The 14,130-nt window shown below is 72.2% G+C and carries 9 protein-coding genes and 1 pseudogene; 3 read left to right on the top strand and 7 right to left on the bottom strand.

The annotated features are described in order from the left end of the window. Window positions 1-56: 56 nt before the first annotated feature. Window positions 57-716, top strand: a complete 660-nt coding sequence (locus tag C3486_RS10710; protein WP_103832390.1) for a TetR/AcrR family transcriptional regulator — start codon at window positions 57-59, stop codon at window positions 714-716. Window positions 717-867: 151 nt separating this feature from the next. Here C3486_RS10710 and C3486_RS10705 read toward each other — a convergent pair. Beyond that, a pseudogene (locus tag C3486_RS10705) lies at window positions 868-1,474 on the bottom strand (YdbC family protein). A gap of 327 nt (window positions 1,475-1,801) precedes the next feature. On the opposite strand from C3486_RS10705, the gene C3486_RS10700 reads away from it, so the two are divergent. Further along, window positions 1,802-2,338, top strand: a complete 537-nt coding sequence (locus C3486_RS10700) for a TerD family protein (protein ID WP_103832389.1) — start codon at window positions 1,802-1,804, stop codon at window positions 2,336-2,338. A 103-nt stretch (window positions 2,339-2,441) separates the two neighbouring features. Here C3486_RS10700 and C3486_RS10695 read toward each other — a convergent pair whose 3' ends face one another. Together C3486_RS10695 and nrdR are read right to left on the bottom strand one after the other, a co-directional pair. Continuing rightward, complete coding sequence (locus C3486_RS10695; protein WP_103832388.1) at window positions 2,442-5,324, bottom strand: vitamin B12-dependent ribonucleotide reductase; 2,883 nt, start codon at window positions 5,322-5,324, stop codon at window positions 2,442-2,444. Window positions 5,325-5,444: 120 nt separating this feature from the next. Next, the gene (gene nrdR / locus C3486_RS10690; RefSeq protein ID WP_103832387.1) at window positions 5,445-5,966 is read right to left on the bottom strand and encodes a transcriptional regulator NrdR; all 522 of its coding nucleotides are present in this window, start codon (window positions 5,964-5,966) and stop codon (window positions 5,445-5,447) included. A gap of 564 nt (window positions 5,967-6,530) precedes the next feature. Between nrdR and lexA the strand changes: the two genes are divergently transcribed. Beyond that, window positions 6,531-7,322 carry a transcriptional repressor LexA gene (gene lexA, locus C3486_RS10685; RefSeq protein WP_103832386.1) on the top strand — a complete coding sequence of 264 codons (792 nt, stop codon included), beginning with the start codon at window positions 6,531-6,533 and terminating at the stop codon, window positions 7,320-7,322. A gap of 379 nt (window positions 7,323-7,701) precedes the next feature. Here lexA and C3486_RS10680 read toward each other — a convergent pair whose 3' ends face one another. The 4 genes from C3486_RS10680 to C3486_RS10665 form a co-directional block, all read right to left on the bottom strand. After that, on the bottom strand, window positions 7,702-9,750 hold the full coding sequence (locus C3486_RS10680; RefSeq protein WP_103832385.1) for an ATP-dependent DNA helicase: 2,049 nt from the start codon (window positions 9,748-9,750) through the stop codon (window positions 7,702-7,704). A 75-nt stretch (window positions 9,751-9,825) separates the two neighbouring features. Continuing rightward, the gene (locus C3486_RS10675; RefSeq protein ID WP_103832384.1) at window positions 9,826-11,724 is read right to left on the bottom strand and encodes an IucA/IucC family siderophore biosynthesis protein; all 1,899 of its coding nucleotides are present in this window, start codon (window positions 11,722-11,724) and stop codon (window positions 9,826-9,828) included. A gap of 88 nt (window positions 11,725-11,812) precedes the next feature. Continuing rightward, entirely contained in the window at window positions 11,813-12,592 is a 780-nt protein-coding gene (locus C3486_RS10670; RefSeq protein WP_103832383.1) for a GNAT family N-acetyltransferase, read from the bottom strand. A 53-nt stretch (window positions 12,593-12,645) separates the two neighbouring features. Continuing rightward, window positions 12,646-14,130, bottom strand: a 1,485-nt coding sequence (locus C3486_RS10665) for an IucA/IucC family siderophore biosynthesis protein (RefSeq protein ID WP_103832382.1), incomplete at its 5' end; no start/stop codon positions are given.

Here is a 14,130-nt window from a genome sequence, read left to right as displayed (position 1 = left end):
CGCGTTACGCTGATGACGATGACGCATCCCGACGACTAACGCAACTGGAGTTGCACTTGCCTGTGGACAACGAGCGCGCCGGCGCCGGCGGCGACGCCGGTACCGGCCTCCCCGGCACCCGGCGGCCCGGCGGGCGCACCGCACGCACCCGGGCGGCCGTCCGCGACGCCGTACTGGCCGGACTCGCCGAGCACGGCTACCCCGGCCTGACCGTCGAGTACGTCGCCGAGCACTCGGGCGTGCACAAGACGACGCTCTACCGGCGCTGGGGCGGGGTCGACGGGCTGGTGGCCGACACGCTCGACCTGGCCGGCGAGGACAGCTGGGCGGCGCCCGACACCGGCTCCCTCGAAGGGGACCTGCGCGCGCTGGCCATGGAGGTGCTGCGCGCCTTCGACGACGCCGCGACCGCCGCGCCCAGCTCGGCGGTGATCGCCGCCGCCTTCCAGTCCGAGCGGGCCGCGCAGGCGCTCCGCGCGTACTACACGGAACGGTTCGCCCGCTGCGAGGCGATCGTGGACCGGGCCGTCGTACGGGGTGAGCTGCCCGGCCCCCGGGAGGCCGTGGACGGCGGCGCACTGGTGCGCGCGGCCTCGGCGCCGCTCTTCTTCCGGCTGTTCATCACCCGCGAGGGCCTGGACGCGACGGCCGTCGAACAGGCCGTGGCGGTCACCCTGGCAGCGGCGCGTGCCGGGGTGTTCATGAGGGACGGCTGAGGGCCACTGGGGTGTTCACGAGGAGCGGCGGAAGTCCACCGGGGTGTTCACGAGAGGCAACTGAACGCCACCGGGGCGTTCACGAGGAGCAACTGAAGGCCACCGGGGCGCGCGTTGCACGACACCCGCCGGCTGCGTACGCCACCGCCCCTCACACCGTCCAGGACGGCTCCAGGTCGACCACGTCCCCCGTGACGCCCGCGATGTCCGCCGCCATCTGGGCCCGCAGGGCCAGCCGCTCCAGGCGCTCGGGGCGGTACTTGCCGCGCTCGGCGGCCGACTGCCACAGCGACAGGACCAGGAACTCCTCCCCCGGCGCGCGCCCGAGCAGGCCGCGCAGCATCCCGGGAGAGCCCGCCATCGCGGGGTTCCAGACCTTCTCCTGCATCAGCTTGTAGTGATCGACCCGGTCGGGTCTGACCTGGCAGTACGCGAGGCGCAGCACGTCGGCGTCCGAGAAGACGGGACGGAAGCCGACCTTCACGTCCAGCTCGTGCTCGAACAGCCGGACCTGGCCGTTCTTGAACGTACCGACCTGGGCAGCCGCCAGGCGGTCGTGCGATCTGGCCATGAAGGAGTCGTAGAACGCGCGGCTCTCCCAGAAGGCCACGAGATGCGCGACGCCGGGCCGGGTACGGCTCCAGCCGCCGCCCTGCCCCCCGGAAGCCCGGCTCCCCGAGCAGCCCCGCCCATTTGCGCTGCCCCCGCTCGAACGCCCGACGGTCGACCACGGTGCAGCGAATCCACTTGACCAGCACCGCGCCATCGTAAGGCCCCTTGTATCCCTCGCGTTACTGCGCGTCACAGAACACACATCCCTTGCGATGTGCGCGCAATTCACTCCGGGCGCACGGGATTTCCGCCGGGCGTCCGGCGATTGTCAGTGGTGGCCGTTACGCTCCGAGCAAATGACCCCACTGCCTGTCGTACCGCCGTGACAGCATGGGGAATTCATGTGAGGCAACAGGTTGGGTAAGTCCTGGGAAGCAGGGGGCGGTTGGCCGCGGGAGGGATCTCCACCGCGACACCGGCGGCAGGCGGGCAGCGCCGGCCACGGCACCCCGGGACCGAGGAAGGGAAGTCCGGTGAGCAGTCTCAACAAGGGGATCGACAAGGCCGAGGTCACGCTGAAATGGGACCCCAGTCCCCAGGGCCAGCCCGCCAACGACCTCGACATCATCGCCGCGACGTACCTCAAGGACTCCGTGTGCGGCGAGCCCGACTACCTCGTGCACTTCGACAGCCGCTCCCCCGACGGGACCATCACCCTGAACCGGGACAGCAGGACCGGTCAGGGCCTCGGCGTGGACGAGGCGATGACGCTGGAGTTCTCGCGGCTGGCGGAGCGGTACGGCCGGGTGGTGGTGGGCGTCGCCATCCAGCAGCGGGAAGGGCGCCGGACGTTCGGCGACATACCGAACACCCTGGTGCGCATCCTGGAGGGCTATGACGTGCTGGCGGAGGAGAACTTCGGCGCGCTCGCCGGCTCCACCGCCGCCGTGGTAGCGGAGTTCGCGCGGGACGAGGACGGCGAGTGGCGGTTCGAGCCCGGGGTCCGCGGGTTCGACGGCGATCCCGCCGAGTTCGCCACGTGGATGGGGCGCCGCCCCGCCGCCGGCTGACGGGGGCGCTGCCCGGCGCAGCGGAGAAACGCCGGGGCGGTGGCGGCGAGACCTCGCCACCACCGCCCCGAGCGGTCACCTCAAGCCCCGGAGGGGCTCATCGTCAGCTGCACCCGCTGGTGGAGCCGCAGCCCTCGCAGAGGTAGCAGCTGCCGGCGCGCTGCATCTTCGTGCCGCAGGAGAAGCACAGCGGGGCGTCGGCGTTGATGCCCAGCTGCATCTCGACCAGCTCCGCGTTGGTGTGCGCCTGCTTCGGGGCGGGCGCAGCGGTCTCCTCGACGACCTCCTGGGTGGACGTCGGCGCGGACTGCTGGGTCGCCGGGGTCAGCGGCGCGGACTGCGCCAGTGCCTCGACGTCGACCTCGTCCTCGGCCGGCTCGTACGAACCGGTCTCCAGGTGGCGCTGCCGCTCCTCGACGGAGTGGATGCCGAGCGCCGACCGGGTCTCGAAGGGCAGGAAGTCCAGCGCCAGGCGGCGGAAGATGTAGTCGACGATCGACTGCGCCATCCGCACGTCCGGGTCGTCGGTCATGCCGGCCGGCTCGAAGCGCATGTTGGTGAACTTCGAGACGTAGGTTTCCAGCGGCACGCCGTACTGGAGGCCCACCGAGACCGCGATGGAGAAGGCGTCCATCATGCCCGCGAGGGTCGAGCCCTGCTTGGACATCTTCAGGAAGACCTCGCCCAGGCCGTCGTCCGGGTAGGAGTTGGCCGTCATGTAACCCTCGGCGCCGCCGACGGTGAAGGAGGTGGTGATGCCGGGGCGGCCCTTCGGGAGGCGCTTGCGGACCGGGCGGTACTCCACGACCTTCTTCTCGGCGGGCTCGGCCTCGGCCTTCTTCTCCTCCTCCTTCTTCTTGGCGGAGAGCGGCTGGCCGACCTTGCAGTTGTCGCGGTAGATCGCGAGCGCCTTCAGGCCGAGCTTCCAGCCCTGGAAGTAGACGTCCTCGATCTCCTCGACGGTGGCCGACTCCGGGACGTTGACCGTCTTGGAGATCGCGCCGGAGAGGAAGGGCTGCGCGGCGGCCATCATGCGGACGTGGCCCATCGGGGAGATGGAGCGCTCGCCCATGGCGCAGTCGAAGACCTCGTAGTGCTCGGGCTTCAGGCCCGGCGCGTCGATCACGTTGCCGTGCTCGGCGATGTGGGCGACGATCGCCTCGACCTGCTCGGGCTGGTAGCCCAGGCGCTTCAGGGCCTTCGGGACCGTGTTGTTCACGATCTGCATCGAGCCGCCGCCGACGAGCTTCTTGAACTTGACCAGGGCCAGGTCGGGCTCGACGCCGGTGGTGTCGCAGTCCATCATCAGGCCGATGGTGCCGGTGGGGGCCAGCACGGAGGCCTGCGCGTTGCGGAAGCCGTTCTTCTCGCCGAGGCGGATGACGTCCTGCCATGCCTCGGTGGCCGCGGCCCACACCGGGGTGTCCAGGTCGTCCATGCGCTTGGCGGCACCGTTGGCGTCCGCGTGCTGCTTCATGACGCGCTTGTGGGCGTCGGCGTTGCGGGCGTAACCGTCGTACGGGCCGACGACCGCGGCCAGCTCGGCGGAGCGCTTGTACGAGGTACCGGTCATCAGGGAGGTGATGGCACCGGCGAGCGCGCGGCCGCCGTCGGAGTCGTACGCGTGGCCGGTGGCCATCAGCAGGGCGCCGAGGTTGGCGTAGCCGATGCCCAGCTGGCGGAAGGCGCGGGTGGTCTCACCGATCTTCTCGGTCGGGAAGTCCGCGAAGCAGATGGAGATGTCCATCGCGGTGATGACCAGCTCGACGACCTTGGCGAAGCGGTCCGCGTCGAACGACTGGTTGCCCTTGTCGTCGTCGCGGAGGAACTTCATGAGGTTGAGCGAGGCGAGGTTGCACGAGGAGTTGTCCAGGTGCATGTACTCGCTGCACGGGTTCGAGGCGGTGATCCGGCCCGACTCCGGCGAGGTGTGCCAGTGGTTGATGGTGTCGTCGTACTGGATGCCGGGGTCGGCGCAGGCCCAGGCGGCCTCGGCCATCTTGCGGAACAGGCCCTTGGCGTCGACCTCCTCGATGACCTCGCCGTTCAGCCGGCCGCGCAGGCCGAACTTCGAGCCGGACTCCACGGCCTTCATGAACTCGTCGTTCACGCGGACGGAGTTGTTGGCGTTCTGGTACTGGACGGACGTGATGTCGTCGCCGCCCAGGTCCATGTCGAAGCCCGCGTCGCGCAGCGCGCGGATCTTCTCCTCCTCCTTCACCTTGGTCTCGATGAAGGCCTCGACGTCCGGGTGGTCCACGTCCAGGACGACCATCTTGGCGGCGCGGCGGGTGGCGCCGCCCGACTTGATCGTTCCGGCGGACGCGTCGGCGCCGCGCATGAAGGAGACCGGGCCGGAGGCGTTGCCGCCGGAGGAGAGCAGCTCCTTGGAGGAGCGGATGCGGGAGAGGTTCAGGCCGGCGCCCGAGCCGCCCTTGAAGATCATCCCCTCTTCCTTGTACCAGTCGAGGATCGACTCCATGGAGTCGTCGACGGAGAGGATGAAGCAGGCGCTGACCTGCTGCGGCTGCTTCGTGCCGACGTTGAACCAGACCGGCGAGTTGAAGCTGAAGACCTGGTGGAGCAGGGCGTAGGCCAGCTCGTGCTCAAAGATCTCGGCGTCGGCCGGGGAGGCGAAGTAACCGTTCTCCTCGCCGGACTTCCGGTACGTCTTCACCACCCGGTCGATGAGCTGCTTGAGGCTCTTCTCCCGGTCCGGGGAGCCGACAGCGCCACGGAAGTACTTGCTGGTGACGATGTTGACCGCGTTCACCGACCAGAAGTCGGGGAACTCGACGCCACGCTGCTCGAAGTTGACCGAGCCGTCGCGCCAGTTGGTCATGACGACGTCTCGGCTCTCCCACGCCACCTCGTCGTACGGGTGCACGCCCGGGGTGGTGTGGATGCGCTCGATACGCAGACCCTTGCTCGCCTTGCTTCCCTTGGAGCGGGAGCCTCGCGCCGGGCCGCTCGTCGTCTCTGTCATGCCGCCTCCCTGTACGGGCGTAAACGCCCTGATGTGCACACTTCTTCCCGTGGCACGGTGTATGTCTTGCTGCGCCGGGGCTCCTGCTCAACCCCGGCGTGGTCCGGATGCGCGCCGAGCTCAGTCGGCGGCAGGGGCGGGCGCGGGGACCGCCGAATTCTCGGCCTCCCCGCAGTTCCCGCACTGATGCGTGGGCGGCCGCTGCTCACGCAGCTCCGCGATGGCCGCCTCGAAATCGTCGAGCGAATCGAACGCCCGGTACACGCTCGCGAAGCGCAGGTACGCCACGAGGTCCAGCTCCTGGAGCGGGCCCAGTATGGCGAGCCCGACGTCATGGGTGGACAGCTCGGCGCTGCCGGTCGCGCGGACCGCCTCCTCGACCCGCTGGCCGAGCTTGGCGAGCGCGTCCTCGGTGACCGGCCGGCCCTGGCACGCCTTGCGCACACCGGCGATGACCTTGTCGCGGCTGAAGGGCTCGGTGACCCCGCTCCGCTTGATCACCGTCAGTGACGCCGTCTCGATCGTGGTGAACCGCCGGGAGCAGTCGGGGCACTGCCGGCGGCGCCGGATCGAGGTGCCGTCGTCGGTGGTGCGGCTGTCCACGACCCGGCTGTCGGGGTGCCTGCAGAAGGGGCAGTGCATCGCTTCACCCTCCTCACCCTCGAAAACGGACGTACGCCACTGAATCCGACGTACGGCTGATAGCCCGGACAGGGCCCGAACGGGGGCCTCCGGAGCGACCACAAGCATAGGCGATCCGCAGGCCGAAGAAGACCATGGACCACAACGTCTGGTGGCTGCCGCCCATCCAAGCACTACATGTGGTGCCGGGCGAGAAAATGCACACACCGCGTGTCGCGGCGGCGCGGCAGCCACGAGCGTACGTGAGGCACCCCGGTGACCGCCGCGGAGGGGCGGCAATGACAGACTTGGGCAGGTCACGGCGGGCGCGCGCCGGGACCACAACGGAGTCGCCGCCGATGATCGCCGCGAGCCACCGCCGGGACGGGACCCGCCGCCGGGAATTCCCGGCCGGAACGGTACCGTAATGCCCGTTATCGCCTTTCGGTGGCCTGTCGGCTATACACCCGATCCCCTGATCAGGTCAGCTAATCCGCGAATTTTCACTCGAACGTGTGTTTGGCGCAACCTTTCGAAAGCAACTACCGTTGGCTAACTAGGGAGAACATTCCGAGAGGGGCCGACGTGACCACCACCGCAGACAGCGCCATCATCGCCGCACAAAGCCACTCCCAGGGCCGTTTCGAGCCGACCCAGAAATCACCGATGGACGAGGACACGGTGCACCCCGAGGGCCAGAAGCCGGCGCGCTCGCTGCCCGGGCGCCCTCCAGGAATCCGGGCGGACAGTTCGGGCCTCACCGACCGGCAGCGGCGGGTGATCGAGGTCATCCGCGACTCCGTCCAGCGCCGGGGCTACCCGCCGTCCATGCGCGAGATCGGCCAGGCGGTGGGCCTGTCGAGCACGTCGTCGGTGGCGCACCAGCTGATGGCCCTGGAGCGCAAGGGCTTCCTGCGCCGCGACCCGCACCGGCCGCGTGCGTACGAGGTCCGCGGCTCCGACCAGCCCGCAGCGGCCCCCGCCGACACCACGGGCAAGCCCGCCGCTTCGTACGTCCCGCTGGTGGGCCGGATCGCCGCCGGTGGCCCCATCCTCGCCGAGGAGTCCGTCGAGGACGTCTTCCCCCTCCCCCGGCAGCTGGTGGGCGACGGTGAGCTCTTCGTGCTGAAGGTCGTCGGTGACTCCATGGTCGAGGCCGCGATCTGCGACGGCGACTGGGTCACGGTGCGCCGCCAGCCGGTCGCGGAGAACGGCGACATCGTCGCCGCGATGCTCGACGGCGAGGCCACGGTCAAGCGCTTCAAGCGCGAGGACGGCCATGTGTGGCTGCTCCCGCACAACTCCGCGTACCAGCCCATTCCGGGCGACGAGGCCACGATCCTCGGCAAGGTCGTGGCGGTACTCCGCCGGGTCTGACCCCCGCGCCTCCCCCGCGGCGGGCCCCCTCGGAGCCGACCGCTCCGCCCGGACCCGACCGCGGTGAACGCTACGGGCCCCGTATACCGATCGGTGTGCGGGGCCCGCGTTCGTGTACGGGGCCGCGTTTCTTCCCGGAGGCACCGGCTGCCCGGCCGGGCCACCGGCTACCCGGCCGGGCGCCAGTCCCGGCGGCACCGGCCGGCTGTTCTGCGGGCAGAGGCCCGGCGGGCATGCCGGGCACCGGGCAGCCGGGCAGCCGGGCAGCCGGGCAGCCGGGCAGCCGGCTGAGCATGTGCGGATCGCGAGCGTCGTCGTCCGAGCGCCCTCGGAGGGCCCCGCACGGGCCCGGGCAGGCTCCAGGGCCCCGGGGCAGCCCCTACTGCGCCGCCGCCGTCTCCGGCTCCTCCGCGTCCGTTCCAGCGGCCTTCTCGGTCGCCTTCTCGGTGGCCGTGCCGGTCTCCTCCGCCGCCTTGGCCGCCGCGTCGATGGCGGCCAGGGAGCGGCGGACCTGGTTGCGGTCGGTGGTGTACCAGAAGCCGGGCATGGAGGCGCGCAGGAACGAGCCGTACCGCGCGCGCTCCACCCGCGGGTCCAGACAGGCGACCACCCCGCGGTCCCCCGAGGCGCGGATCAGGCGGCCAGCGCCCTGGGCCATCAGCAGCGCCGCGTGCGTCGCGGCGACCGCCATGAAGCCATTGCCGCCGGCCTCCTCCACCGCCTTCTGGCGCGCGCTCATCAGCGGATCGTCGGGCCGCGGGAACGGCACCCGGTCCATGACCACCAGCTGGCAGCTCGGCCCCGGCACGTCCACGCCCTGCCAGAGCGACAGCGTCCCGAACAGGCACGTACGGGGATCAGCGGCGAACGCCCTGATCAGCTCGCCGAGCGTCTCCTCCCCCTGCAGCAGGATCGGCACGTCCAGGCGCCCGCGCAGCTCCTCCGCGGCGGCCTGCGCGGCGCGCATCGAGGAGAACAGCCCGAGCGTCCGCCCGCCGGCCGCCTCCACCAGCTCCGCCAGCTCGTCCAGCATGTCCGTACGGGTGCCCTCGCGCCCCGGCTGGTTCAGATGCTTCGCGACGTACAGGATGCCCTGCTTCGCGTAATTGAACGGGGAGCCGACGTCCAGGCCCTTCCAGGGCGGCGCGTCCTCGCCCTGGGTGCCCTCCGGGGCCAGCCCCAGCGAGGCCGCCACGCCATTGAAGTCGCCGCCCAGCTTGAGGGTCGCGGAGGTCAGGATCACCGAGCGGTCCTCGAAGAGCTTCTCGCGCAGCAGCCCGGACACCGACAGCGGGGCAACGCGCAGCGAGGCGCCGAAGCGGTCGTGCCGCTCGTACCAGACCACGTCGTACTCGGAGCCGTTCGCGATCCGCTCGGCGACCGCGTGCACGTTCTCCACGGAGGCCAGCGCCTGCTTGCGCACGGCGTCCTCGTCCTGGACGGACTTGTCGCGGGTCGAGCCCAGCGCGGAGATCACCGTGCGGGCGGCGTCCCGCAGCGCCATCAGGCAGTACCCCAGGTCCTCCGGGATCTCCTCCAGGCGGCCCGGCAGCGCCAGCTCCATCAGCCGCTCGAACGTCTCGGCGGCGGTCTGCAGCTGGTCGGCGGCCTTTTCGTTGACGAGCTTGGCGGCCCGCCGCACCGCGCGGTTCACCTGGCCGGGCGTGAGCTCCCCCGTGGCGACGCCGGTGACCCGGGAGACCAGCTCATGGGCCTCGTCGATGATCAGCACCTCGTGCTGCGGCAGGACCGGCGCGCCCTCGATGGCGTCGATCGCGAGCAGCGCGTGGTTCGTGACCACCACGTCGGCGAGCTTGGCGCGCTCGCGGGCGGCTTCCGCGAAGCACTCCGCGCCATACGCGCACTTCGATGCGCCCAGGCACTCCCGGGACGACACCGAGACCTGGCCCCAGGCCCGGTCGGAGACGCCCGGGGTGAGCGCGTCCCGGTCGCCGGTCTCCGTCTCGTCCGCCCAGTCCCGCAGCCGCAGCAGGTCCTTGCCGAGCTTGCTGGTCGCCGTGGCCTGCTCGAAGGGGTCGAACAGGCCCTCCTCCTCGTCCTGCGGCACGCCCTCGTGGAGCCGGTGGAGACAGAGGTAGTTCGACCGGCCCTTGAGCATGGCGAACTGCGGCCGGCGGCGCAGCTGCGGATGCAGCGCCTCGACCGTGCGCGGCAGGTCGCGCTCGACCAGCTGGCGCTGGAGCGCCAGGGTGGCCGTGGCGATCACCACCCGCTCGCCGTGGGCCAGCGCCGGGACCAGGTAGCCGAGCGACTTTCCGGTGCCGGTGCCGGCCTGGGCGAGCAGGTGGGTGCCGTCGTCGACGGCCGCGGCGACCGCCTCGGCCATGGCGACCTGGCCGGGGCGCTCGGTGCCGCCGACGGCGGTGACGGCGGCATGGAGCAGTTCGGGGAGGGAGGGCTTCGTCATAGCGTTGCCACCCTACGCGGGCCCACTGACACTCCGCCCGGCCCAGGCCGGTCGGCGGCCGGTCGCACGGTCGTGTCAGGGGGCGTGCAGCGGATTGGGGATCATGCCGTGCACGGCGGCGTGCGGGCGGTTCGGGCGGTCCCGGTATCCGTCCAGGTGGAGACGGTTGCGGTTCAGGCAGAGCCGTTCGATCTCCGGGGTGAGCAGGTCGAACATCGCGTACCGCTCCTTCAGGTGCGGGAACCGCTCCTGGTGGCGGAGGATCTCGGCCCGTACGAGTGACCAGAAGTCGCCCTCGGGCACGCCCAGTTGTTCCTCGCACAGCGGCGCCAGGTAGCGGAACACGCCGACGAACAGCCCGGAGTGGATGAACTGGGTGAGGAAGGCGGGCGGTTCGGTGAGCAGCGTCTCGCGTACGTCGGCGGGCATGGCGGCCAGCTCAGGCAGCGGGCCGTCGGTCGTGTTGACGTCGTCCACGAAGTCCTTGACCGCGAGGCGGGTGGGGACGTCGTGCGCGTCGAAACAGACGATGGCGTTCTCGCCGTGCGGGGAGAAGACGGTGCCGTACTGGTAGAGGAAGTGCAGCAGCGGCGGCAGCAGCGCGGCGAAGAGGTGGCGCAGCCAGGTGCGCGGCGCGAGCCCGGAGCGCCGGACCAGCTCGGCGGTGAGGGCGCGGCCCTGCGGGTCGGTCTGCAGGAGCGAGGCGAGCGTGCGGGCGCGCTCGCCGGGGTCGAGCAGCGGGCTGAGCGGCTCGCGCCAGATGCAGCCGAGCAGCTCCTTGTACTGGTACGGCACGCCGGGGATGCGGTCGTACAGGGGGTGCTCGACGGTGACGGACGCGACCTCGCCGAGGAGGATCACGCGGGTCTCGTCGCGGAGGAACGGGTCGGCGTCGCGCAGGCCCTGGACCCAGGCGGTGACGGCGGGGGCCGCGAGGGTGCGTTCGGTGGGCAGGCCGCGCCAGACCAAGGTGTTGAGGACGGACAGCGGGAGCTTGACCGTGCGGGCGTCCGGGCGGCTGGTGTTGAGGAAGGTCCGGATGGACTGCTGCGGCAGCCGGAGGTCGTTGTCAGTGGTGAGTGGGACGATGAATTTGCCGGCGATCTGAGGGGCGTAGAGCGGGGCGATGGTCTCGTCCCACTGCCAGGGGTGGACCGGGAGGTAGAGGTAGTCGGCGGGGTCGAGGCCCTGGTCGGTGAGGGTGCGGGCGAAGGCGTCGCGGAGTTCGGGGGTGAGTTCTTCGGAGTACAGGCGGACGGGGTCGGCCGGCGGGCCGGTGCCGCGGTAGCGGGCGAGATCGCGGTGGGCGGCGATCCAGGGCAGCCGGCAGGGGGTGCGGGCCTCGGGGGCCCAGCGTGCGGCGTCGGTGGCGGAGAAGCCGAGCCGGCCCTTGTTGGCGATCAGCCAGGGGTGTCCCGTCTGGTGGCCCTCGAGGGCCGCGTAGTCGAGGTCGGCCAGCTCGGCGGCGGTCAGCGCGGTGGCGTCCAGACGGACGTCGGCGGCAAGGGTGGCGGTCAGTTCACGGATGAGGTGACCGGTGGTGTCACCGCTCAGGCCCAGGACGGTGTCGTGGGCGTGGAAGAGGAAATGCAGGGGGTCGCCGGTGGGCGTGACGGAGTCCGGGTCGACGCGCCAGTGTCCGTACGCGCCGCGGCGGGCGTGGAAGCGGTAGGTGACGTCGGGGGTCAGGGGGAGGCGGTAGCGCGGGGTGCCGCAGGGCGCCGTGCCGTCCGGTTCGGGGGTGATGACCTCCTCGTAGGCCAGTTCCGCGAGGGTCTTGGCGAGGAGGCGGCGGGCGGCGTGCTCCCAGGCGGGGGCGGCCGGTCCGGCCGGCGCGGACGGGCGGGCGGGGCCGGGCGGGGCGGTGCTCCCCGCCGGGCCCGCGGCGCCCGCCGGGTCGGTGGGGCCGGTCGTATGGGCGGGCTGAACGGAGGGTGACAAGGCTGGCTCCTCGGTGCTCGGAGTGAGCGGCATAAGGGGATTCGCAGCGGGTCGTTGACGGAGGGTGCGGACACGGGACGGGCGTGGTCCGGGCCGGCCGGGGTCCGGGGCCGGAGGCGGGTCACAGGACGGTGCGCAGGGCGCGGTCGCGGATCATCAGGGCTGCGCGCTTGTCGGGCAGGTCGGTCTCCGCGGCGAAGCGGAAGCCGGCGCCGAGGAAGGCGGCTACGGAGGGGGTGTTGCGCAGGTCGGGTTCGGCGACGACCCGGTCGCACCGGGGGCGGTGGTCCAGGACGAGGTCGGCGGTGGCGCGCAGGAGGGCCGTGCCCAGGCCGCGGCCGCGGTCGGTGACGCCGCCGATGAGGAGGTGGATGCCGGTGTCGTGCGGGCGGGCCGGGTAGTAGCGGGCGAGCGGGTCGAGGTCGGCCCGGTAGATCTCCCAGTAGCTCATGGGGACGCCGGCGAGTACGCCGAGGCAGGGCACGCTGCGGCCGTCGCCGTCGAGCTGGGCGCGCAGGTGGGCCGCGGTGGTGCCGGGCGGGCCCGCGAGCTCCCAGAAGGCGGCCACGGCCGGGTCGTTCATCCAGCCGGAGATGAGCGCGAGGTCGCGTTCCAGCCGGACCGGTACGAGCTGGAAGGGCCCGGCCGGGGTGGCGGCGGGGCCCCAGCCGGCGAGTGCGTCCAGGAGCGGGCCGGCCGCGGGGTCGCCGGGCCGCAGCCGCGGCGCGGTGTCCTCGGCACCGAGTGCCGCCGCCTCGGGCGGCAGCTTCAGGTCGAGGGTGTCGCCGAGCGCGTCGTCCGGGACCGGCCCGGGGGCGGTCCCGTCGGGGCCGGGCTCCTCGGCGGCGGGGGCGGCCGGGGGGACGGTGGCGGTGGCGGAGGGGGGTTCGTCGGGGCGCACGGCGGGTGCTCCTCTCGTGTCCTCAAGGGGGCGCGGTTCGGTGGCCTCGGGGATCACGGGGCGAGGGGGTTGGGGAGGGTGACGTAGACGGACTGGGTGTCGACCGGGCCGATGAGTTCGTCCAGGCCGTGCAGCCGGGTGAGGAGGTTGGCCTTGCACCGCAGGGTCGGCGCGGTGAGGAGGTGTGCGGCCAGGGGCGAGCGGTGTGCCGCCGGCTCGGCAGCGGCCCCGGTGAGGAACCGGCGGAACGCCGCGAGGAGGACGCCCTCGTCCGCGAGTCCCTGGCTGCCGAACGCGCCGATCAGCCCCAGGACGTTGTTGATGCCCAGGTAGTAGGCGAAACGCTCGTCGGTGACGTCGTCGGGGACGAACGTGTCGCTCTCGACGCCGAGGCCGGGCAGCCGCCGGTCCAGCTCGGCGCGCCGGGACTCGCGGAAGTAGTAGCCCTGGTTGTCGCGGTACCGGCCGCCCACCGGCCAGCCGTCCGTGTCGAGCAGCACGAGGGTGTTCTGCTGGTGCGCCTCCAGGGCGACGCCCGCCGTGCCGTCGAGCCAGAGGACGGGGCGTACGACGGTGTGCAGGTAGCGCAGGAACCACTCGGCGGCGACGGCCCCGGCGGGCCGCCCGGTGCGCGCGGTCAGCGTGCCGATGAGGTCGGCGAGGCGGGAGCGCAGGCCGTCCTGGCCCGGCCAGGGCCGCGGTGAGGTCAGTCCGGCGACGCACACGGCGTCGTCGGCCGGGCCGAAGGGGTTGTGCCGGAGGACGACGTCGAGGCCGCGTACGGGCTCGCCGTCGGTGCCGGTGACGGCGAGCCAGGCCGGGTCGCGTACGACGTCGAAGCCCGGGTGCGCGGCGCGCCACTGCTCGGCGAGGCCGCTGCGGAGGAGGCGGTGGACCTCGACGCCGCGCTGCAGCTCCTTGCGGAGGTTCTCGCGGCGGGAGTTGGTGATCCGGAGCCCGAGGGAAAGCTTGAGCATGGCGTCCGCGCCGGGGCAGTGCACGGTGCGTACGGAGGAGGTCGGGTGCCAGTGCGCGCCGTGCGGGCCGAGGTCGTGCAGCAGCCCGGCCTCCAGGAGCACAGCGACCTCGGGGCGGTGCCGTACCTCGCGGGCCTGCCAGGGGTGCAGCGGCAGCAGCGCGGTGTCGTCGGGGCGGGTGAGGCCGTCACCCGCGAGCCGCGCGGTCAGCCGGTCCGCCGGTACCGAGCGGCCGCTGACGGTCCATGCGGATTCCATGGCCAGTACGGAGCGGTGCACGGCCAGCCAGTGCAGCGGGAAGGAGCCGCGCAGCTCCGGGGAGTACGCGTGCAGCTCCCCCTCCGACAGGCCCTCGCGGCTCTTCGGAGTGGGGTGCAGCGGGTGCCCCAGGACCAGGGACTGCTCGCCCTCCAGGAAGCGGTCGGCGTGCGGGGTGGCGGGCCGGGCGCGCCGGCCGGCGAGGATGGCGGCGGTGCAGCGTACGGAGTTGGCGACGCGGCCGATCAGCTCGGCCCCGTCCTCGGCGGGTGGCTCGGGGGCGCCGCCGGCGTCCTGCGGGGC

The organism is Streptomyces sp. Ru73 (assembly GCF_002920575.1).
Classification (GTDB): Bacteria; Actinomycetota; Actinomycetes; order Streptomycetales; family Streptomycetaceae; genus Streptomyces.
Note: the sequence above shows the minus strand (reverse complement) of the source record. Positions and strands in the feature narration are given on the sequence as shown.